20 protein-coding genes and 1 rRNA gene are annotated in these 19,222 nt (G+C 52.7%); 9 read left to right on the top strand and 12 right to left on the bottom strand.

What is annotated here, in order from left to right; translation table 11 throughout:
• Nucleotides 1-67: 67 nt before the first annotated feature.
• Together feoB and ABNS49_RS08025 are read right to left on the bottom strand one after the other, a co-directional pair.
• Nucleotides 68-2,089 carry a ferrous iron transport protein B gene (gene feoB, locus ABNS49_RS08030; RefSeq protein ID WP_135979494.1) on the bottom strand — a complete coding sequence of 674 codons (2,022 nt, stop codon included), beginning with the start codon at nucleotides 2,087-2,089 and terminating at the stop codon, nucleotides 68-70.
• The gene (locus tag ABNS49_RS08025) at nucleotides 2,086-2,307 is read right to left on the bottom strand and encodes a FeoA family protein (protein ID WP_135979495.1); all 222 of its coding nucleotides are present in this window, start codon (nucleotides 2,305-2,307) and stop codon (nucleotides 2,086-2,088) included. The genes feoB and ABNS49_RS08025 overlap by 4 nt, the downstream gene beginning before the upstream one ends.
• A 121-nt stretch (nucleotides 2,308-2,428) precedes the next feature.
• Here ABNS49_RS08025 and ABNS49_RS08020 point away from each other — a divergent pair, with 121 nt between their 5' ends.
• Nucleotides 2,429-2,800, top strand: a complete 372-nt coding sequence (locus tag ABNS49_RS08020; protein ID WP_135979496.1) for a metalloregulator ArsR/SmtB family transcription factor — start codon at nucleotides 2,429-2,431, stop codon at nucleotides 2,798-2,800.
• 78 nt (nucleotides 2,801-2,878) lie between these two features.
• A 5S ribosomal RNA gene (rrf, locus tag ABNS49_RS08015) occupies nucleotides 2,879-2,992 on the top strand.
• A gap of 97 nt (nucleotides 2,993-3,089) precedes the next feature.
• Here the strand turns inward: rrf and ABNS49_RS08010 are convergent.
• The 4 genes from ABNS49_RS08010 to ABNS49_RS07995 form a co-directional block, all read right to left on the bottom strand.
• A complete protein-coding gene (locus ABNS49_RS08010) occupies nucleotides 3,090-4,148 on the bottom strand; it encodes an aromatic acid exporter family protein (protein ID WP_168353520.1) in 1,059 nt (352 codons plus the stop codon).
• 65 nt (nucleotides 4,149-4,213) lie between these two features.
• On the bottom strand, nucleotides 4,214-5,263 hold the full coding sequence (locus ABNS49_RS08005) for a M42 family metallopeptidase (protein ID WP_277820745.1): 1,050 nt from the start codon (nucleotides 5,261-5,263) through the stop codon (nucleotides 4,214-4,216).
• A gap of 52 nt (nucleotides 5,264-5,315) precedes the next feature.
• The gene (locus ABNS49_RS08000; RefSeq protein WP_135979498.1) at nucleotides 5,316-5,789 is read right to left on the bottom strand and encodes a YbaK/EbsC family protein; all 474 of its coding nucleotides are present in this window, start codon (nucleotides 5,787-5,789) and stop codon (nucleotides 5,316-5,318) included.
• A 14-nt stretch (nucleotides 5,790-5,803) separates the two neighbouring features.
• Entirely contained in the window at nucleotides 5,804-6,202 is a 399-nt protein-coding gene (locus ABNS49_RS07995) for a DUF5655 domain-containing protein (protein WP_277820746.1), read from the bottom strand.
• Nucleotides 6,203-6,471: 269 nt separating this feature from the next.
• Between ABNS49_RS07995 and ABNS49_RS07990 the strand changes: the two genes are divergently transcribed.
• The 7 genes from ABNS49_RS07990 (at nucleotide 6,472) to ABNS49_RS07960 (ending at nucleotide 14,122) form a co-directional block, all read left to right on the top strand.
• Entirely contained in the window at nucleotides 6,472-8,124 is a 1,653-nt protein-coding gene (locus tag ABNS49_RS07990) for an ABC transporter ATP-binding protein (protein WP_135979499.1), read from the top strand.
• A complete protein-coding gene (locus tag ABNS49_RS07985) occupies nucleotides 8,117-9,763 on the top strand; it encodes an ABC transporter ATP-binding protein (RefSeq protein ID WP_135979500.1) in 1,647 nt (548 codons plus the stop codon). The genes ABNS49_RS07990 and ABNS49_RS07985 overlap by 8 nt, the downstream gene beginning before the upstream one ends.
• Before the next feature lie 73 nt (nucleotides 9,764-9,836).
• On the top strand, nucleotides 9,837-10,679 hold the full coding sequence (locus ABNS49_RS07980; protein ID WP_289116529.1) for a hypothetical protein: 843 nt from the start codon (nucleotides 9,837-9,839) through the stop codon (nucleotides 10,677-10,679).
• A gap of 70 nt (nucleotides 10,680-10,749) precedes the next feature.
• Nucleotides 10,750-11,034, top strand: a complete 285-nt coding sequence (locus tag ABNS49_RS07975) for a hypothetical protein (protein WP_277820747.1) — start codon at nucleotides 10,750-10,752, stop codon at nucleotides 11,032-11,034.
• Nucleotides 11,035-11,147: 113 nt separating this feature from the next.
• Nucleotides 11,148-11,858 (top strand): YaaA family protein, encoded by a 711-nt coding sequence (locus ABNS49_RS07970; protein ID WP_135979502.1) that lies wholly within the window; start codon nucleotides 11,148-11,150, stop codon nucleotides 11,856-11,858.
• 97 nt (nucleotides 11,859-11,955) lie between these two features.
• Complete coding sequence (locus ABNS49_RS07965; RefSeq protein WP_135979503.1) at nucleotides 11,956-12,798, top strand: helix-turn-helix domain-containing protein; 843 nt, start codon at nucleotides 11,956-11,958, stop codon at nucleotides 12,796-12,798.
• Nucleotides 12,791-14,122 (top strand): MATE family efflux transporter, encoded by a 1,332-nt coding sequence (locus ABNS49_RS07960; RefSeq protein WP_135979504.1) that lies wholly within the window; start codon nucleotides 12,791-12,793, stop codon nucleotides 14,120-14,122. Before ABNS49_RS07965 ends, ABNS49_RS07960 begins: the two co-directional genes overlap by 8 nt.
• Before the next feature lie 156 nt (nucleotides 14,123-14,278).
• On the opposite strand, the gene ABNS49_RS07955 is transcribed toward ABNS49_RS07960, so the two are convergent.
• Genes ABNS49_RS07955 through ABNS49_RS07930 form a run of 6 tightly spaced genes read right to left on the bottom strand, consistent with a single transcriptional unit; the run spans nucleotide 14,279 to nucleotide 19,083 of the window.
• Nucleotides 14,279-15,232, bottom strand: coding sequence for a hypothetical protein (locus ABNS49_RS07955; protein WP_135979505.1), 954 nt, complete (start codon nucleotides 15,230-15,232; stop codon nucleotides 14,279-14,281).
• Between the two features lies 1 nt (nucleotide 15,233).
• The gene (locus tag ABNS49_RS07950) at nucleotides 15,234-15,965 is read right to left on the bottom strand and encodes a hypothetical protein (protein ID WP_135979506.1); all 732 of its coding nucleotides are present in this window, start codon (nucleotides 15,963-15,965) and stop codon (nucleotides 15,234-15,236) included.
• Between the two features lie 13 nt (nucleotides 15,966-15,978).
• Nucleotides 15,979-16,683 carry a hypothetical protein gene (locus ABNS49_RS07945; protein WP_135979507.1) on the bottom strand — a complete coding sequence of 235 codons (705 nt, stop codon included), beginning with the start codon at nucleotides 16,681-16,683 and terminating at the stop codon, nucleotides 15,979-15,981.
• A 14-nt stretch (nucleotides 16,684-16,697) separates the two neighbouring features.
• Nucleotides 16,698-17,189 carry a hypothetical protein gene (locus ABNS49_RS07940; RefSeq protein ID WP_135979508.1) on the bottom strand — a complete coding sequence of 164 codons (492 nt, stop codon included), beginning with the start codon at nucleotides 17,187-17,189 and terminating at the stop codon, nucleotides 16,698-16,700.
• Nucleotides 17,190-17,191: 2 nt separating this feature from the next.
• Nucleotides 17,192-18,232 (bottom strand): DUF5979 domain-containing protein, encoded by a 1,041-nt coding sequence (locus ABNS49_RS07935; RefSeq protein ID WP_135979509.1) that lies wholly within the window; start codon nucleotides 18,230-18,232, stop codon nucleotides 17,192-17,194.
• A complete protein-coding gene (locus ABNS49_RS07930; protein WP_290092487.1) occupies nucleotides 18,229-19,083 on the bottom strand; it encodes a class C sortase in 855 nt (284 codons plus the stop codon). Before ABNS49_RS07930 ends, ABNS49_RS07935 begins: the two co-directional genes overlap by 4 nt.
• Nucleotides 19,084-19,222 lie beyond the last annotated feature (139 nt).

Raw genomic sequence — 19,222 nt, 5'->3', positions numbered from 1 at the left:
AGAAGCAAAGAAAAAAAGAGCTGCAACGCTCTAGTGATTTCTAAAAATCACTGATTCGTTACAGCCCCTACAATCCGATCCAGGTACCGGTTTGATAGACGGCAAACGTAATCACCCAGGCGACCAAAAGCTGGAAGCCGGCCGCCTTCCACATGTACGCCCGCGATCCCGATTCCTTCTTGATCGTCGCCAGCGTCGCGAAGCATGGAATGTACAGCAGGCAAAACAGCATCATACAGTAGGCGTTCAAGGCGCCAAAGCCCATCGAGGACAAAATCGCCTGCAAGCTGCTCGCGCCGGCCGCCGAGTTGAGATTGCTCATGCCAAAGAGCACGCCCATGCTCGATACAACAACTTCCTTGGCCGAAATACCGGCCAGCAAGGCGACGGCGATTTGCCAAAAGCCAAGTCCTAGCGGCACGAGCAACGGCACGAGCAGCCGTCCTAAACCGGCCGCAAACGACGTCGACACGTTTTCGGTAAATCCCTGGAAGCCGAAGTTGAGCAAAAGCCACAACACGATGGAGGCGATAAAAATCGTCGTTCCCGCCTTGGACAGGAAGTCTTTCACCTTTTCCCATACGTACACGTACACGGTGTACAAGCTTGGCAGCTTGTAGATGGGCAGCTCGATAAGCAGCGGCTTCATCTCGCTCGTCTTGTCCAGTTTCGACGTGATCCACGCGATGACGAGCGCGACCACGATCCCTACCAAATACAACGAATACGCCACCCACATCGCGTGTCTGGAAAAGAACATGCCGGAAAACAAAATGTAGGCGGGCAGCTTGGCGGAACACGACATAAACGGCGTGACGAGCATGACGCGGCGGCGGTCCCGTTCCGATTCGAGCGAGCGCGACGCCATGATGGCCGGCACGGTGCAGCCAAAGCCGAGCACCATCGGAATGAAGGCGCGTCCCGACAAGCCAAGCCGGCCCATGATGTCGTCCATGACATAGGCGACGCGCGCCATGTACCCGGAGTCTTCCAAAAACGCGAGCGCGATAAACAAGATCGTGATGTTTGGCAAGAAGGTCAAAATGCCGCCAACACCCGAAATAATGCCTTCGGTTACGAGCCGGACGAGCCACGGGGATACGTGGAGGGCGTTCATGCCGTTTGTGACCGCCTGGCTGAACCATTCGATGGCCGTTTCCAAATAGCCGCTGATCCAGTCGCCGATTGTGAACGTCAGCATAAAGACGACCGCCATAATGAGGAAGAAAAAGACGATGCCCCAAAATGGATGCGTCAAAACGCGGTCGATTCGATCGGTGAGATCTTCTTTGCTTTCGCGCCCCAGCAGCACCTCGTGCATGATTTCCTCGATAAAATCGTATTTTTCATTGACGATCCGGTCGGCGATTTTATCGCCGGCCAGCGACCCAAGATCGACAGGAACTTGTTTTTTAACGGCTTCGTCGTCCTCAAGCAGCTTGATGGCAGTCCAGCGCGGATCGCGAATGTCCTGAGGCAGCTTGTTTTCCACCTGCCCGATGCGCTCTTCGATATCGGTCGTATAAATCATCGCGTGGGAGCGGGTCTTTTCGCTGTGGATCTCCATTGGCTGGTGGTTGATGGCATTGGCGTCCTCGGCTTGATGGAGGGCGGCGTGCATGAGCGCCTTCAAACCTTTTTTCTTGCGGGCCGTGACCGGAACGCAAGGGACGCCCAAAATTTCCGAAAGCCGGTGCAAATCCAGGTCGATGCCCCGCTTTTCAACGATGTCCATCATGTTCATCGCCAGCACGAGCGGCTTGTTGAGCTCCAGCAGCTGGAGCGTCAAGTAAAGGGAGCGTTCCAGCGAGGAGGCGTCCACGACGTCCACGATGACGTCGACTTGATCGGAAACGATAAACTCGCGGGACACCCGTTCCTCCATCGTATATGACGACAGCGAGTACGTGCCTGGCAAATCGACAAGGTGAATCGTCGATCCATGCTCCTGGATCGCCCCTTCCATGCGCTCGACCGTGACGCCCGGCCAGTTGGCGACTTTCAAATTCGCCCCGGTGTACGCGTTGAACAAGGTCGTTTTTCCACAATTCGGATTGCCGATAAACGCAATCGTGACTTCTTTTTTCATACGGTTTCCACCTCGATTCGCCGGGTGATTTCTTTGCCGAGCGCAAACCGGGTTCCTCGCAAATTGATGACGAGCGTCCCGTTGCGCTTGCGCTGGACGACTTTGACAATCGTGCCTTCCAGCATGCCCAGTGCCCGCAGCCGATGCAGTGTCTGCGAGCTCAGCTCGATCTTTTTGACCATGGCTTCCTGCCCGATCTGGATTGTATTCAAACTCATAGCTTCTCCTTGGAAATTAATCGAAACTAACTTTTCCACTCCCTATTTTAGTCGCAGCTAACCCATTTGACAATCAAAAAAACCATCAATTATAATGGGAGCGACAAGCGAGGTAATGTGAATGGAGAAAAATCAATTTCCATATGAAGTGTACGACGAGGAAAAAGTGGCTTGCGCTTTGCGGCATCTGCCTTGCGAAACACACATCGAATCTTTATCGACTTTTTACAAAATCATGGGCGATCCTACCCGGCTGATGCTTTTAATGGCGCTCGAGGCGGGCGAGCTTTGCGCCAGCGACCTGGCCAACGTCACCAACATGTCCAGAAGCGCCGTTAGCCACCAGCTGAAAACGCTGCGGCAGGCCAAGCTTGTGAAATCCAGACGGGATGGCAAGATCATTTTTTACGAACTGGACGACGAGCACATTCATTCCGTGCTGAAAGTGGCGCTGGAGCACATTAAAGAAGACCGCCACGACTCGCAATCCTAGCCGGCCAGCGCATGTCTGATTTCTTTTTTGAAAAAAAAGCTTGCGTTTTAGTTTGGTTTCGTGTAAATTAATAGAGGATTTAGTGATGATAGCGAAGAGGAAATACCTGTTCTCGTACCGAACACAGAAGTCAAGCTCTTCTGCGCCGACGATAGTTGGCTTCGCGCCTGCGAAAATAGGACGTTGCTAAGTCTTTTTTTTATGCTTGAAACCGATGCCTTCGGGCATCTTTTTTTTCGGAAACCTGCAAAAAAAGCCCCTTCCTTTCAAAAGGGGCCGCCGTTCTCTTTTAAAACACCGCTTTTGTCATCGCCTCTTCGACAGGGATGACCTGCTTTGTCGTGTCCGAGCGGTACAGCGCCAGCGCTTTGGGATCCAGACTGGCGATAAATTGTTCCTTCGCGTTCAAAACATCTTCGAGGTCCATTAAAATGTGGTACAGCAGCGCCCGGCTTTCAAATTCCTCCCGGGTTTCGGGCATGGGCTCCCGTTTCATCACAGCAAAAATCTCGGATAAAATTTCCATTTGCAGCCTGGGCTTTTCGTGCTCGAACACTTTCATGCAGCACACTTCCAAAAACTCCTGAATGATCGCCGCCTGGGCGGGCATCGTCCGGATTTTGCGAATTTCATAATGCAGCGCGTGAAGCACATGGTATTGACGGATCCGCATTTGGAAATACTCGACAAAATACTGGGGATGGCTTGAAAACGTGTTGTCCTGAAACTCGATGGCTTCCCGTAAAAAGTCTTGCAGCTCGTTTTCAAGACTGGCGAGATCTTTCCATAAATGCGTATGCGTCTTTTGCGATTTCATATAGTCGACGATTTGCGCGAGCAGTTCGAGCGTTTTCGTGTCGGTGTCCCGCACCTTTTGGACGAGATCGACCGTCGTGGCCCGGTAGTCGTTGAACATGTTGAACACGATGGCGATAGTGATTCCAAGCAAAAGCAACGCGGTTTCGTTCCACAAAAACGCCGCGTCGTATGTCGTGGTCGTAAAGAAGTGCATGGCGATGAGCGCGTTGACGGACAAAGTCGCCTGCGTGTTCGTAAATTCCGTGACGAGCACGAGAAAAAAGATGACGACGCCAAACGCGACGAAGTCGGAATGGAGAAGCGGATAAATTAGCGAGCACAAAAGGACGGTGACCACAAAGGTCGCCAGACGCTGCGCTGTCAGTTTGATCGTCCCGCGTTTTGTCGTCAGCAGCGTGAGCAGCGTAATGGTACCGGCGCCCATCGCGTTTTGCAGCGAAAACAGATGGGCCAGAAAGATAGCCAGCGCGCTGCCCGCGCCGATTTTCAAAGCGAGGATCCATTTCTTTTTCAGTTTTTTTCGATTCATTTCTCTTCCCCTTTTTTCCATCGTATCAAAAAAGGATAAAGCGGAAAACCGCTTTATCCAAAAAATCACGCTTCGTTCATCAAATACGCCAGCGTCAAGGCGCACGTTCCTTTGATGGCGTCGATGTGGGTGCGCTCATAGCCGTGGCTGTTCATGCACCCCATGCCGTACACGGCCGCTTTCAAATCGTGGCCGGCTCTAAGCGCGCTGGTGGCGTCGCTGCCAAAGCGGTAGTACACGTCCAGACACGCGTTGATGCCATACGCCTTGGCCAGGTCGTACAGCCTGGTCGTCAGTTCCCAGTCGTAGGGCGAAAAATTGTCGGCCGCGCCGATGCATACGCTCTTTTCGGTGCCATGGTAGTGCGGGCCGATCAGCCCGATGTCCAGCGCGATGTATTCGTCCACGACGTCCGGGACGTACGCTCCGCCATGGCCGATTTCCTCGTAGATCGGAAACGCGAACCACGTGTTGTACGCCGGCGTGATGCCTTCCTCTTTCAAAAGGCGCATCGCCTCGATGAGGGCGGCGACGCACGCCTTGTCGTCGATGTGCCGGGATTTGATGAAGCCCGCTGGCGTCACGACGCATTTGGGATCGACGGATATCAAATCGCCGTGGTCGATGCCCAGATCGTACACGTCTTGGGCCGACTGGACATCCTCGTCGAGCAGGATTCGCATCGTTTCTATGTCGCGCGGCGCTTCCCTGGCGTCGTCGAAGACGTGGACGGAATGCGATTTGTGGATGACCATGCCGGTATAGGTTTTTCCCGAACGCGTATGGATATACACGTTTTCTCCTTCCAATGAATGAAAATTAACGCCGCCTAGCGTGCGGACTTCGATCCAGCCGTTCGGTTCCACATGGCGGACGATCATGCCGATCGTGTCCAGATGCGCCCCGAAACAAATCGTTTTCGAATGGTCGGCTCCCGGCACTTTGACGTACAGCGTATGTTTGTGGTCGTACGTGACGTCGTAACCCATCCTTGCGAAAATTTTCTCGAGCTTTTTGTCGATTTCCGGATAGTACGCCACGACGCTTGGCACGTTGACGAGCGTTTCAAACAAATCCACGAGTCTCTTCTCGTCGATGTCTGGCATTTTTCTCATAAACTTCCTCTCCTTGTTTCTTGTATCCGTCTTTCATTATACGCTTTCCGCCTTATTCGCACCATCCTTTTCCGATGTCGACCCAGCCGGCTGACGGCACGCAATCCAAAAATTCTTCCAGCGAAAGATCGACCGCGCTGTGGTCGTTTCCGGCCGCCGGATAGACGCGTTCAAACCGGCGCAGCGACACATCGAAATAGACGGGCACGCCTTCCTTCGCCCCGAACGGGCACACGCCGCCCGGCTCGTGGCCGACAAGCGACTCCACCAGCTCGCCCGGGATCATCTTCGCTTTTTGTTGAAAGGTATTCTTGTATTTTTTATTGTCGACACGAGCGTCTCCCGCCATGACGACAAGGATCGGTTCATCCTGGACGAGAAACGACATCGTCTTCGCGATTTGCCGGGGCTCGCATCCGAGCGCGTCGGCCGCCTCCTGCACGGTGGCGCTGGACTGGTCGAGGACGAGGATCCGCTCCCCGAGTCCTTTCGCTTCCAAATCTTGTTTTGCCTGTTCAAATGCCATCGGTTTTTCCTCCTTTATTTTTCCGCTGAAAGCCGATACGCCTCGTCGATCCACGACAGCAGTTCCGCGTTGATTTGTTCCTTTTGCTCCACGAGCACGTGATGCGTCCACCGGCAAGGATAAGGCTCGCTTGCCATCGCGACGCGCGGCGAATCCAGCCGGTGCGCCAAGCCAAACGACACTAGCATGAACTGCCGGGGCCAATCTTTTTTGCGTCGCCACGGACCGGAAGCCATGGCGAACATGTGCCGGTTGTAAAATGAAATTTGCGTTTTGGACACTTTGATGCGCAAATCGGGATACCGCTCGACGAGCGCGTCCCGCAACGTTTCGTACAAGGGCAGCAGCGCGGGCCATGGCTGCCAGAACTCGATTTCGTCCACGCGCAAGTCTTTCCACTCTATCTTTTCCATACTATTCTCCTGTTTCTTTTTTTGTTATATCACAGGATGAAAACATTGAAAATACATTTCCTATTTTCATCCCATCATTTTCATGCTATAGTTACGTTGTAACCCGTCTTTCGACGGTTCCTGATTCCAAGGATAGAAAGGAGGCTCCTATGAAACTGAACAGCACAAACCGGTTCAATGCGTTCATGGCGTCTCCTTCTTTCTTTTCGTAAGATTTTTTCGTCATGACGCATTGACCTTCCCCATTCAAATAGAAAGGTCAAAAAGGAATGAAACTCTCAAAACAAATTCAATCATTTTTTCAAAACATCGTCACGCTTTTTGACGTGCTGGCTCGTTTACGCGTTCAAAAGGCGCTCATCGGCATGACAGTGTTGTCGGTGCTCATCGCGCTTGGCGGTATTGGCTGCTCTGTGTTCTACGCGGATGCGATCGACCGGGTCTTGATCCATGCAGGTCTTTCCGCTTTCCTTGGCTCGATCGGCTTACTTGTCCTTCTCAAGATTGGCGCCATCGCTTTGCGGACAGCGCTCGACTGGCTTGGATCGAGGACGCGCAATACGATGATCGCCCGCCTGCGTTCTTTGGTGCTGGCTGCGCTCATGGACATGGATCTCGAGTACTTCCATGCGTTATCGTATGGCGAACTCGTCGACAAGATCCAGGGCTCGACGTTCGATCTGGCCGACAATCTCGGCTTGTTTTTGCCGGAACTGCTTCGCCGGTTGTTTGTCGGCTCGATCACGCTGCTTTTTTCCGTCTGGCTTTCCCCCTCCCTCACTTTCTTGTTTTGCGGCTTGTGCGCGCTCATGCTCTGGCTGCAAATATGGGGCGGAAACCAGTGCGGCGCTTTCATGGACGACATGATCGAGGCGCGCAATTCGCGCGACGCCTGCGTCCACGAGCTTCTCGACACGACGAGGACGATTCAAATCTTTAGCCTGGAAAAAGCGACGAAGCGCTGGTTCGTGGACGCTTCCAACTTTTTTATCCGCGCCTTCTCAACGGCTATGGAAAAGCTCGCACTCTTCTTTAGTCCGGGACGGATCGTCAACGATCTGGCGATCCTGCTGCCGTGCGCTCTTGGCGTCCTGCAAGTGCGGTTGGATCAGCTACCACTCGAAACATTCGTCACGCTGTTGTTCGTGTGGTCGATCAGCGCGCAGGAATTCAAAGGACTGGACGGGATTTTGGGCAACCTGCCGACGATCATCGCCAACGCGCATGATCTGGACACGTTATGGAGCGCCCCGGCCGATCCGGCGCAAACCGAGGATTTTCAATCGCGGACGCCGGCGCTCGACATCCAAAATGCGCATTATTCTTTCATCCATGGAAATCCCGGTTTTCATATCGAGGATTTGACGATCCAGCCTGGTGAGAAGGTCGCGATCGTTGGCGGCAACGGCAGTGGCAAGACGACGTTTTTGCGAACACTGGCCGGTTTGTATCCGCGTTATACAGGAACCATCCGGTGGTTTGAAACCGAAGCGCGCGATCTAAAGCCAAACAAGATCGGCTATGTGAGTCAGCATCCGGCTTTGTTTGACGACACGCTGCGTAACAACGTCGATCCCCGTCATCAAAAAACCGATGAACAAATCCGTACCATGCTCAACGAACTCGGTTTGAGCGCGTTGTGTGCGAAGCTGAACGACCCTTTGGAGAAAAACTTGTCAGGTGGCGAGAAACAGCGGCTCGCGCTCGTCAGGACGCTGCTGGAAGGAACGAACGTCCTTTTGCTGGACGAGGCGACAAGCGCGCTCGATCGAAAGACGGCCGCCAAGATCCATCGCACGCTCACGTCCAAACGCGACCTCACCCTTCTTACCATTCTTCACGATGTGGAATGGCTGTCCTTGTATGACCGGGTGCTCGTCTTTGAAAACGGAATGCTAAAGGAGGATTCGGATCATGCGTAAGTCCTTGTTCATTCTTCGTTCTCTTCTTCGCGAAAGTCCGAAATGGTGGTGGCGCTCGGTATGGGGCGCGACGATCACGTCCCTGCCCTGGTTTTTATCGACTTTGCTTGTTTCCGGGTTTACTTCGATGGCGATCGACGAGGCGTTAAACAAATCGTGGCCTCCACTCGCCATTTGCGCAGGAATCCTTTTCGCGCTCGTCCTGCTGCGCCTCCCGGTCGTCGCTGGATATCGCTTGAACGCTTTGGCAAGCGAAAAGCTTTCGGCCCACCTGCAATGGAAGTTGATCGAGGCGTGGAACCGTCGCGATCCAAACGAGAAAAAATGCAGGAAGGAAGATGTATTGACGCGCATCGTCAGCGACTGCGCCCAAAATCTTTCGGAATTTTTCTTTCAAGGCTTTGGCCTGAAGATTCTCGAACCGGTGTTGACGGGTTTGGCTGCCCTGCTCGTTTTGGCGCGTTTGGAATGGCGCGTTCTTGTCGTTTCCATCGTCCTTGGCTTTGGACTGTCGGGAATCACGACACGCTTCACAAAGAAGATTCGAACGCTTCATGCCGCGTTACAGCACGACAACGATGTTTTGAACGGCTTGTTTTTGGATGTCGTCCGGAACATGGAAACGGTGAAAAAAATTGACTTGAAAAAAGACAAGCGAAAAGGATTCGACCAGCGCAATCAAATTATTGAAGAAACTTCCAATCAACTGGCCTGGCTGGAAACCGGACTGCGGATTTTGCCCATGACAGGCGAGTTGTTCCTGCTTATAACGACCCTCATTCTGGCGTGGCGGCTTCCGTCCTTTCCGGTCGGATCGGTCGTTCTGGTGGGAGCCTTGCAGCCGTTTGTCAACAACTTGTTCGCCAATCTGGGCACGATGCGCAACGAGCTGGAAAAGGCGGCGGTGCACGGAAAGCGGGTGCTCGATACGGTCGAAGACCTTCACTCCATCGCGTGGATCGAAGATCTTCCCGGTGAAAAAGAAAGCAAAATCCGGTATCTTGAACTGCGTCGTGTTGGATTTGTGGTTGGCAATCATCGAATTTTGCGCAATGTGAATATCCGCGCAAAACAAGGTGAGCTGATCGGAATTCAGGCGCCCTCCGGTTCGGGAAAATCGACTTTGCTCACCTTGATTCAAGGCCTGCGCGAGCCAGACGAAGGGCAAATCCTTTTTGATGGCGTTTCGGCACATGCGCTTCCATTTGCTTTGCGAAGACAGCGTGTTCGGCTGTTTCCTCAACAGCCGGTGCTCTTTCGCAAAACGATTCAAGAAAACGTCGAGATCGTCGCGAACCGCGCGCTTTCCAATGCGGAGCTGCGCCAATTAGCCACCCAAGTCGGATGGGACGATGTCGATTTTGGCAAGATGCTGGAAGAAGGCGGTTCCAACTTGTCGGGTGGCGAGCGTCAAAAAGTCGCTTTTATGCAGGCTCTTGTTTGCGACGCGCAAGTGCTGCTGCTTGACGAGCCGACGTCGGCTATGGATTCGCGCAGCGAAGCGATCGTATGGGAAGGTCTGCAAAAGCGCAAACACGAAAAAATCATTGTATGTGTGTCGCATCGTACGGCTTTGTTGCAGGCTGTGGATCGTCTTTACGGATGGGATGAAAAAGCCGGATTTTTCCAAAAGATGTGAAAATTTATTTTTTTCAATTTTTTTGTCCTCTTTTCCCTTTTCCAAACGTATATAAAAGGTAGGAGGTAAAAATTTGACAAACACAACCAACATCCAGTATTTGTCCATGCTTGAGCGCTTCACCTTGTTTAGCGACTTTTTCATGCACGCCGTCTTTTCGCATAGTCGAAAAGCCGTGCAGCTTCTTGCGCGCATCGTGACCGGGAAAAAAGATTTGATCGTCGTTGAATGGGGTCTGGAAGTCAAAAAGGGATTTCCGTTTTTTCGAAACGACCGCTATGATTTGTTCATCATCGACCAGTATGGTAATGTCTACAACATCGAAATAGAGAACACGCTTCAATCCATTGGCAAGCGCGCGTTTCACAATTTGAGCGTGCTCGTCGCCCAGGGCTTGAAGCCGGGACAAAAACACAAAAAACTGCAAGAGAACTGGGTCGTCTTTTTGACAAGGAAAGACTTTCTCAAGCAAAACGAGCCATTTTACAACTATCAGTGGCGTGAGGACAGGAGCAGGCAAAAGCTGAAGACGGGTGGTCACATCCGCATCGTCAACGGGCAGTATCAGGGAAAGGACGCATTGGGAAAGCTGATGCATGATTTCCACTGTACAAACCCGGATGACATGTTTTATGATGAGCTTAGAGAAGCCGTATCGTATTTTAAAAAGGAACCGGAAGGAGTGAATACCATGTGTGAGATCATGAGAGAATTTGAAAGAAAATCCAAGAACGAAGGACGCAGAGAAGGACGTGCAGAAGGACGGGCCCAGGAACGTCAAAAGGCAAAGAAGTGCACCGAAGCCATTATGCGCAATTTGCGCGAAGAAGGCATGTCCTACGAAAGGATTGCGCGAATCACCAATCAATCGCTATCAAAAGTAAAATTGTTTTTTAAGACGCAACAAACCGCGTAACAAGCAGGCATCATGGCATACGTCATGATGCTTTTTGATGAAAATCTTCTAGTGTACAAACCCGGATGACATGTTTTATGATGAGCTTAGAGAAGCCGTATCGTATTTTAAAAAGGAACCGGAAGGAGTGAATGCCATGTGTGAGATCATGAGAGAATTTGAAAGAAAATCCGAGAACAAGGGACGTAGACAAGGGCGCGCCGAAGGACGGGCAGAGGGCCGAGCAGAAGGTCGGACAGAAGAACGGGAAACCATCATGCGCAATTTATATGCCAAGGGCATGGATTGTCCTTCCATCGCCGAAGTCACGGGACAAACCAGCGCCCAGGTTGAAGCCTTTTTCAAAGCCCGATAGCAGGACCCGCAAACATCGCGATCACCCGGTCGCGATGTTTTTCACAAGATAAATCGCTTAGCCAAAATCCGCAAAACCCATTTTCCATCGAAAGAATATGGTACAATACGTCTATGAAAATTATTGTTTCTCCTACAAAACAAATGAAGTTTAAAGACGACTTCTATATTCCTTACACTACGCCCGCTTTTTTAAAGGAAAGCGAACTTTTACGCGAAAAACTAAGCGCGCTTGATTTTGACACCTTGAAAAAAACAATGAAGGTCAGCGATAAAATGGCCGGAAAAGTTTACGACTTGTTCCATACCGGCCATTCCGCGCGCGGATGTGCCCTTCTCTCTTATTCAGGCATCGCCTTCCAATACATGGCGCCTGGCGTCTTCACCGATCGGGAAATCGAATATGTGGAAAACCACCTGCGCATCCTTTCCGGCTTGTATGGCGTTTTGCGCCCCCTTGATCAAATCGAAGGGTACCGGCTTGAAATGCAAACCAAGCTCCCCTTCTTTCCATTCTCGCTTTATGATTTTTGGAAAGACGCGCTGGCCCAAGCGCTGGACGACGAAATCATCCTCAATTTAGCCAGCGAGGAATACGCCAAATGCATCCGCCCCTACAAACCGCTCATCGACGTCCGTTTTCTTGACGTGGACGGCAAGGAAAAAGGCGTCTACGTCAAAATGGCGCGCGGGGAAATGGTTCGCTACATGGCGGAAAAAAACATCGAGCGCGTCGAGGACATCCGCCATTTCGACCGGCAAAATTTCGCTTTTTGCCCGGAACGTTCCAATTCGCGTCTTTACGTCTTTCAAAAAACAAAATAAATCGCAGGAAATCGGTGGATTTCCTTTTTTACTTTTCGCAACATGCATGAAAAAAAGAAAGCGCCAATTTGCGACAATAGAAAAAAAGGAGGTTCTTATGAATAGTTATCAAATCCAGACGATGCAGACGGTCATCAACGCCATGGAAAGCCACCTTGACAAACGGCTTGATTTAGAAACGCTCGCCCAAACGGCCGGCTATTCAAAACACCATTTCCATCATGTGTTCACCTCGTTGACCGGCTTGCCGATTCACGACTACATTTTACGAAGACGGCTGACCCAAGCCGCCCAACAGCTTGTCCACACCCAAAAACCGATTTTGGAAATCGCTCTGGAGGCCGGCTATCAAAGCCAGCAGGCGTTTACTTCCGCTTTCAAAGGCATGTATAAACAAACGCCCCGCGCCTTTCGGAAAAACAACGCGTTTTATCCGCTCCAATGGAAATTCACAGGCGTCATCCTTCCACAGCCCGCCAATCTCTCCCTTGCCTGGGCGAGTTTGACCGACCTGGATGACTGGATGGCGCTTAGCGCCCAAACGGTCAGCGGATTTCCTGGTTTGGAGGAAAACAGCCATCGAAAACAAATCCAAGTCGCGATTCGGCAACATCGCGCGATCGTGATCCGCGACCAGACCCATCTCATCGGCGCGCTTGTTTTTTCTCAACCAGCCGCGACCATCGAGTTTCTTGCCATCCACCCCCAGTATTCCTATCGTCAAATCGCCGCGATCTTTCTCGACTTTTTGATTCGAAACCGCGTGCTTGGCCCAACCATTAAAATTTCCACGTTTCGCGCCAACGACAAGGCGGATCCAGGCCAACGGAAAGCGTATGAGCAGCTTGGATTTACCGCCTCAGAGCTTCTCGTCGAATTTGGTTATCCAACCCAGCGCATGCTTCTTCAAGTCGCGCCCACGGAGTCAAAAAATGGCTGAGAATCCATTTGAGCGAAACTGGACGGCGTCCGCCTTGCTCCGATTCGCCTTTCCGACAATCATCATGATGCTCTCGATGGGATTGTACACTTTAGCCGATACGATCTTTGTCGCCCGCTTCGTCAATACGGACGCGTTGTCCGCCATCAACATCGTCTGCCCGGTTGTGAATCTAACCGTAGGGCTTGGGACAATGATCGCGACCGGCGCCAACGCCATCGTATCGCGAAACCTGGGAGCCGGCCAGGAAAGAGCGGCCAGAGAAAACTTCACCTTGCTCGTGCTGTACGGCGCCCTGCTTGGTCTTGCGCTTTTCGGAGCCGGCCTTGTATGGATCGACTCGATTGTGACTTTTCTGGGCGCGAGCCAACGCCTTTTTCCATACGCCAAAGCGTATTTGGAAATCGTTTTCCTGTTCGTTCCCGCCCAGCTGCTGCAAACCATCTTTTCCAATTTGTTTGTGACCGCCGGAAAGCCCGGCCTCGGATTCGGCCTGTCGGTTTTCGCCGGACTCGCCAATCTGGTTTTGGATGTTTTATTCATGACGCGCTTCCATATGGGAATTCAAGGCGCGGCACTCGGCACAGGCATCGGCTATTCGATTGGCACAATCGGCGGTCTTGTCTTTTTTTCCAAAAAGCGCGGCCCGCTCTTTTTTACTCGGCCAGCATGGAACGTGCGCGTCGTCATCCAGAGCTTATGGAACGGCTCTTCCGAAATGGTTTCGCAAGTTTCCAGCGCCGTGACGACCTTTTTGTTCAACCGCGCTATGCTCATTTTCGCAAACGAGGAGGGTGTCGCCGCCATCACGATCCTGATCTATTCGCAGTTTTTGCTCAACACCGTTTTTATCGGCTATTCGATTGGCGTCGCGCCCATCATTGGCTACAATTTGGGCGAGAAAAACACCCGCCAGCAAAAACGGGTGTTCGCGTTGAGTGTACGTTTCATCGCATGGACGTCCATCGCGATTTTCGTTCTCGCCCGCTGGAAAGGCGCGGATTTGATTGGACTCTTCGCTCCTTCGACGTCTTCTGTATATCAAATCACAAAACAAGGCTTTCCGATTTTCGCGATCAGCTTTCTGTTTTGCGGCTTCAACCTTTTCGTTTCGTCCATGTTTACCGCCTTGTCCAACGGCGCCATTTCCGCCTTTCTCTCTTTTTTGCGCACCTTCGTCTTTCTTGCCGGCGCGATCGTGCTTTTGCCAGAAATTTTGGGAATCAACGGAATCTGGTCCGCCCTGCCGCTCGCGGAAGGGGCCGCTTTTATTCTCTCGAGCGCTTGCTGCTTTCTCTTTAGAAAACGATACGGCTACGCTTGACAAAAAAAAACAGCAACTCTCTCGTGCTGTCTTTTTTGGGTATCCAAATTATTTAGGGGTCTAGACTTCTTTTTTTACGAAAGTGGCTTAGACCCCAAAATTGCCCCCAAAATTTCTTGGGAAACCCCTAAAGATTTTGGTTGCCCCTTTTTTTCCTTACGCTTCTTTTTTCTTTTTCATCACGCCATACACAATGCCGCCAATCAGCAACAGCGCCAAAGCGCCCATTCCCAACAGGGCCGGCATCGACAAGAACGACTTCGAAGCGTCGCCATTTTCGTTTTCTTCCGGTCCGGCCAACGGCACGTTGTCATCCTCAATGTCCACGATATCCTGCGGTCCGGTCGGGTTGTCCGTTTCATCGCCTGCCGGCGGAGTCGTCGCGTCCTCGCCGCCCGGTGTTGGCGCTGGCGTTGGACCTTCCTCCGTGCCTGGCGTCGTTTCTGGCGTCGTGGCCGGGGTCGTACCCGGTTCTGTCACAGTTTCCGTTTCCGTGTCGGTCACCGTTGTCGTATTGCCTGGAATCGTGCCCGGCGCCTCGATTGGCTCGTACCAGAAGTTGAAGTTGTGGCTTTTTCCTTCTTCCAGCGTGAACCGCGCGTTTCTCGCTTGCGGGGAATATCCTTCAATGTACGGAAACGACATGACGACCTGCTCGTTCAAGTTGCCCGTATACTTTGAGGGCTCCATTCCCGCGATTGGCTGTCTTGTTCGCGTATCCATGTAGTTGATCGTGTACTCCACTGGATCCAAAAGCAAGTTGTATGTGACCACGTAGTCCTGATCGGCCGTCACCGGACTGCCACCCAAATACACGGTGTCGCTCAACAAATCCTCGCCGCTCACCTTGATCGTGCCCGGAATGTACGGCTTCCCGCTCTCCCCGCTAGTCGCGATCAAATCCTGCGCGTTCAAGGAAGGAAGCGCCTCTCCATAGCCAAGTTCCAGCTCCATGTATTCCTGGTTCGGATCGTCTTTAAAATACCCATGGTTGCCCCGGTAAATGCGAATCGTATACGAATACGGCTCTTCGTTTTCTTCCGCCACGATCGGGCTGGCCATCATTCCAAAAGAAAGCAGAAGCGCGCCAAAAAGTTTCCTCTTTTTCATGCTAGTCCTCCTCCTTCTTTCTCTCTTTGATGCCAAACAAGGCGAGAATCAGCAAGAGCGCGCCGCTGATGCCGCTCACCAAAAGCCACGGCAGCCGGTTCGTCAACGTCGACGTGTTTACGATCCGGTTTTTCTTCGTCGTGTGGATCACCCGGTCCGCTTCCCGCTTCGGTTCCGTATCGCTCACCTCGGTCGCGAACTGCATCGCCACTTCCGCCATCGTTTCCTGGTAGTCGTTTCCTTGCGTCTCGCCATCCAAAGCGATTTCCAGCGACACGACCCCAGACTGGTTGTTGTTGAGGGTATCCAGGAACACATAGTCCTCCAGCCCTTCGGCCGCTTCCATCAGGCCGGCCTGTCCCTGCCCGCCCAACGACTTGCTTTCATACAACGTCCGCGAGCCGGTCGGTCCTTCGTACGTCAGACGGTATTCATAGCCGCCGCCCAGTGTCCGTTCCGCGTCCGCCTCCTGCAAAGACTGCACGACCTCGTTGCTCAAATACCAGTTGGTCGGCTTGGAAAAGTCGTTCACCACCCGCATCTGGATCGTGGTCGAGTCGCCCGGCTGCATGTCGGCGATATTTCCCAGCAGTTTCTTATCCGGATCGTTGTAGTCCATTTCCTCGTTCTTTGTGAACGTGACCGTTCCGCTCAAATCTTTCGCCATCACCGGAAGCGTCAAGGAAGAAACGAGTCCGGCCATCAAAAGCAGATTTCCTATCTTTTTCTTCATCCCTTTCTCCTTCCTAGTCGAGCGCGATCGTGTTCTCGTCGCCCGACACGCTCACGCCCCAGGCGCTCTTGATCGCCTCTTCGGCGTGCCGGTTTTGCACCGCGTCCACTTTCGCTTCCAAATGGAACTTCAAATCGTCGTAGTCGTACGCCGTGTCGCTTTTGTGCTTCATCACATCCGGATGGATCCGAATGGTTTCCGTCAAATTGGTCGTCGAAACATTGGGCGCAAGCACGCTCGAATAGTAATACACTTCCCGCTCTGGCGTCGAGGCGTCCGGGTCTTTCATCCATCCAGCGCCCAAGCCTTCCAGCTCGATGTATTCCGGTTTCAAATCCACCCGTTTTCCTTGTTCGTCTGTCCAGTATTTCGTAATCGTCACCCGCACGAATTGCGGAATCGAGCCGATGTTTCGCACCGCGATTTGTTCCGGATAGGCGTAGCCTAGCTTCAGCTTCTTGTCCGCCTTCACGGCCGGCAGTTTCAATTCACCTTCTGGCGAATTATTATTGTAGCCATTCTCCGCCACCGGATTTTTGTTTTCCAGCAGCGCCACGTCGATGCTCGACACGTTCATCGTCGCGTGGAACGGCGAGGACGTTTCGTTCAAAACGGCTCGCGTCCCTTCGATTCCCGTGCCTAGAAGCAGGCCGAGCGCCATGACAAACAGCAGCGCGATCACGATTGGTCTCGATAAAAATTGTTTGAACTTCTTCATCTTCGATTCCCTCTCTAAGCCCACGCGTTTGGATCCGGCACGACTTGTCCGTTTTCATCGTAAATGACCGGCGCCGATTCCGCGACGACGATCACGTTGAACGAATCCGCCTCGAAATCTCCCTTGACCTGGATCGAGGCGCGTAGTGTCGTGGTCGACTCGCCCGGCTCCACGATGGGCGTGTAGTAGTAAAAGCCATCCGCGCGGGCCGGCACTTCCCAGCCGTCCTCGCCTTCCACGAACACTTGCGAAACCGGCGAGCCGCCCTCGTCAGGGTAAAACAGCTTGACCCGTACGAACACCGCTTGCGAATTCTCGTTGTTGCGCACCGCGATCGACTTTGTCAAATCGTCCACGTCTTCGGTAATGTCGGTGTCGTTGCCTAGTTCAATGCCGTATTCGCCATCCGCACGCGCGTTGGTCGTAAAGTAGGCGTAGGCCGTTCCCACGCTCGAAGCGCCAAGCAAGGCGAGCGCCAGAGAAAAGATCATCCATTTCTTCTTCATACTCATTCACCCTCCCGGCTGTACCGCTGGTTCACGTCCCAGCTTTCGCCGTTTCTCGTAAACGTGTTGTTCACGCTTGTGCCATGGTTGTTGTTGGGAACCAGGGCGTTCACAAAGTCAAACGTCAGTTCCACATCGCCATCCGCCAGCTCTTGCGAAGGGCTTCCGGAAACGAGCGTGTAGGAAGCGCCGGTATACACTTCCTCGACCGTCACGACGGAGCCGACTGGAATGTTGTCCACTTCGATTGTTCCCGACGTCGTATCGGTCAGCACGAGCTGTTCGACACCCGAGTACACGACTTCCCCATCGTACTCGGCGGTGATTTCAAAGACGAACATGGCCGGGGCGAAGCCGCCCAGCGCGTCCACCTGCTTGTGGATGACAATACGGCCGTCCTCGCGCGGTTCCTGGGACGCTTTGAGCGTCATTGTAAAGTCATACTGCCAATCCGTTCCGTTGACCGTGTTGTTTTCTCCATTCTCGTCCATGCGCGATGGCAAAGCCACCAGCGAAGGGTTGAACGTGTATTTGTACTGGCTCGTATTTACAAACGAAAGGACTTTTTCCGTTCCGTCTGTCGAGCCGACCATCGTCTGTTCGAGCGAGTCGGCCAGCGTCATATCGGCGCGTCGCGGCATTGTTAAATACAGGCCCGGTTCCAAGCGGGCTTTGTCCAAAACCGAAACGGTCGCGACGGGTTCCGGTTTTGACTGCGCTACGATTTGGCCGGCTTGCTGCGACAAGGCCGTGTAGTCGACTGCCGCCAGGTTTTTCAACGCGGGCGCCAGCGCTTCAAACGTTTCGGTCGCCTCGAACGAATACGAGTCGACGCCCGGATCCTCGATGGCCGAAGCGACTTTGAACACGTCCACTACCACGTCGGCGGATTCCAGATCGTCCGCGTATTCGGGTAGCGGCGAAAACGACAGTGAACACGTTTCCTTCAAGTCCACGGCGAGCGTTCGCGAGATGGCGGGCAGCCCGAGCGCGAACACAAGCGCCACCAAACCAATGATCCAGCCTAATTTCTTCCTTTTCATACTCCTTTATCCTTTCTTTCCACTCTCTTTTTCACGATATTTTTCACGATCCATCCTATGCCCAGCGCCACAAAGAGGAGCACCCCGACAAAGATGGCGACCACGTTGCGGTTCAGTAAAACCGCTTCCGACCGGGCGTTTACGAAGTCGTCCGGCAAATTGTCGACACGATGGCCGCGCACAAGCAGACGATGGGTGTTGATTCCATAGGGCGTGCACGTTTGCAGCGTCGCCAGATCCTTCCCCTCTTCGATCTGCAAATACGTGAAATCGTTGGGTTCCACGATTTTGATCTGATCCACCTGATACGTGTACGTATCGTCCAACACGACAAACATGAAGTAGTCCCCCACTTCCATCTGGTCCAGATCGGTAAACAGCTTGGCCGAGGGCAAGCCCCGGTGCCCGGATACAATGGTATGGGTACTTTCACCGCCAATGGGCAGCGAAGACCCTTCGATATGGCCGATGGCGTCCTGCAACGTCGACTCCTCCACCCCATGGTAGATGGGAAGATTCACCCGCAAGGAGGGAATCTTGACAACGCCCATGATGCCGTCCCCGGCCACATCTAGTACCGATTCATATTCGGCATGCAAAGCGTCCGAAGGATGGAACCGGTTGGGTTCGGACAACAGCGACGTATTGTAGGCACGCGCGTCGGAAAGATACTTTTCATATTCTTCATCCGACATCGTCGCCACCGCTTCCGAATAGGAGTCGATGGCGCGAGTGGCATGAAACTGATTCCACCAGTCCGCTACCGTTGGATACAACAGCAGGGACAGCCCTACCGTGAACATCATGACAAGCAGAACTGTGGACCAATTCTTTTTCATAAATTTTTTCATGTAGAGCTCTCCCTGCCGCTGAATCAGTGATTCAGCAGCATTCTTTCTTTTTTCAATGAGCAAAGCTCAATCTAAGAGTTGTTTCTTTCTCTTATTCGTGTTTCATTCTCTTGTTCGTTACGAAGATGACTGCGGCACC

The sequence above is a fragment of the uncultured Dubosiella sp. genome, from assembly GCF_964018005.1.
Lineage (GTDB): Bacteria > Bacillota_I > Bacilli_A > Erysipelotrichales > Erysipelotrichaceae > Dubosiella > Dubosiella muris.
The sequence above is the reverse complement of the archived record's forward strand: the minus strand, read 5'-3'. Positions and strand labels throughout refer to the sequence as shown.

Coding starts and splice junctions, on each gene's coding strand:
- ABNS49_RS08025 (WP_135979495.1), bottom strand. CDS start 2,307: ATGAGTTTGAATACAATCCAGATCGGGCAGGAAGCCATGGTCAAAAAG.
- ABNS49_RS07975 (WP_277820747.1), top strand. CDS start 10,750: ATGTTTTATGATGAGCTTAGAGAAGCCGTATCGTATTTTAAAAAGGAA.
- ABNS49_RS07990 (WP_135979499.1), top strand. CDS start 6,472: ATGAAACTCTCAAAACAAATTCAATCATTTTTTCAAAACATCGTCACG.
- ABNS49_RS07965 (WP_135979503.1), top strand. CDS start 11,956: ATGAATAGTTATCAAATCCAGACGATGCAGACGGTCATCAACGCCATG.
- ABNS49_RS07955 (WP_135979505.1), bottom strand. CDS start 15,232: ATGAAAAAGAGGAAACTTTTTGGCGCGCTTCTGCTTTCTTTTGGAATG.
- ABNS49_RS07940 (WP_135979508.1), bottom strand. CDS start 17,189: ATGAAGAAGAAATGGATGATCTTTTCTCTGGCGCTCGCCTTGCTTGGC.
- ABNS49_RS07970 (WP_135979502.1), top strand. CDS start 11,148: ATGAAAATTATTGTTTCTCCTACAAAACAAATGAAGTTTAAAGACGAC.
- ABNS49_RS07985 (WP_135979500.1), top strand. CDS start 8,117: ATGCGTAAGTCCTTGTTCATTCTTCGTTCTCTTCTTCGCGAAAGTCCG.
- feoB (WP_135979494.1), bottom strand. CDS start 2,089: ATGAAAAAAGAAGTCACGATTGCGTTTATCGGCAATCCGAATTGTGGA.
- ABNS49_RS08000 (WP_135979498.1), bottom strand. CDS start 5,789: ATGGCATTTGAACAGGCAAAACAAGATTTGGAAGCGAAAGGACTCGGG.
- ABNS49_RS07950 (WP_135979506.1), bottom strand. CDS start 15,965: ATGAAGAAAAAGATAGGAAATCTGCTTTTGATGGCCGGACTCGTTTCT.
- ABNS49_RS07960 (WP_135979504.1), top strand. CDS start 12,791: ATGGCTGAGAATCCATTTGAGCGAAACTGGACGGCGTCCGCCTTGCTC.
- ABNS49_RS07995 (WP_277820746.1), bottom strand. CDS start 6,202: ATGGAAAAGATAGAGTGGAAAGACTTGCGCGTGGACGAAATCGAGTTC.
- ABNS49_RS07945 (WP_135979507.1), bottom strand. CDS start 16,683: ATGAAGAAGTTCAAACAATTTTTATCGAGACCAATCGTGATCGCGCTG.
- ABNS49_RS07930 (WP_290092487.1), bottom strand. CDS start 19,083: ATGAAAAAATTTATGAAAAAGAATTGGTCCACAGTTCTGCTTGTCATG.
- ABNS49_RS08010 (WP_168353520.1), bottom strand. CDS start 4,148: ATGAATCGAAAAAAACTGAAAAAGAAATGGATCCTCGCTTTGAAAATC.
- ABNS49_RS07935 (WP_135979509.1), bottom strand. CDS start 18,232: ATGAAAAGGAAGAAATTAGGCTGGATCATTGGTTTGGTGGCGCTTGTG.
- ABNS49_RS08020 (WP_135979496.1), top strand. CDS start 2,429: ATGGAGAAAAATCAATTTCCATATGAAGTGTACGACGAGGAAAAAGTG.
- ABNS49_RS08005 (WP_277820745.1), bottom strand. CDS start 5,263: ATGAGAAAAATGCCAGACATCGACGAGAAGAGACTCGTGGATTTGTTT.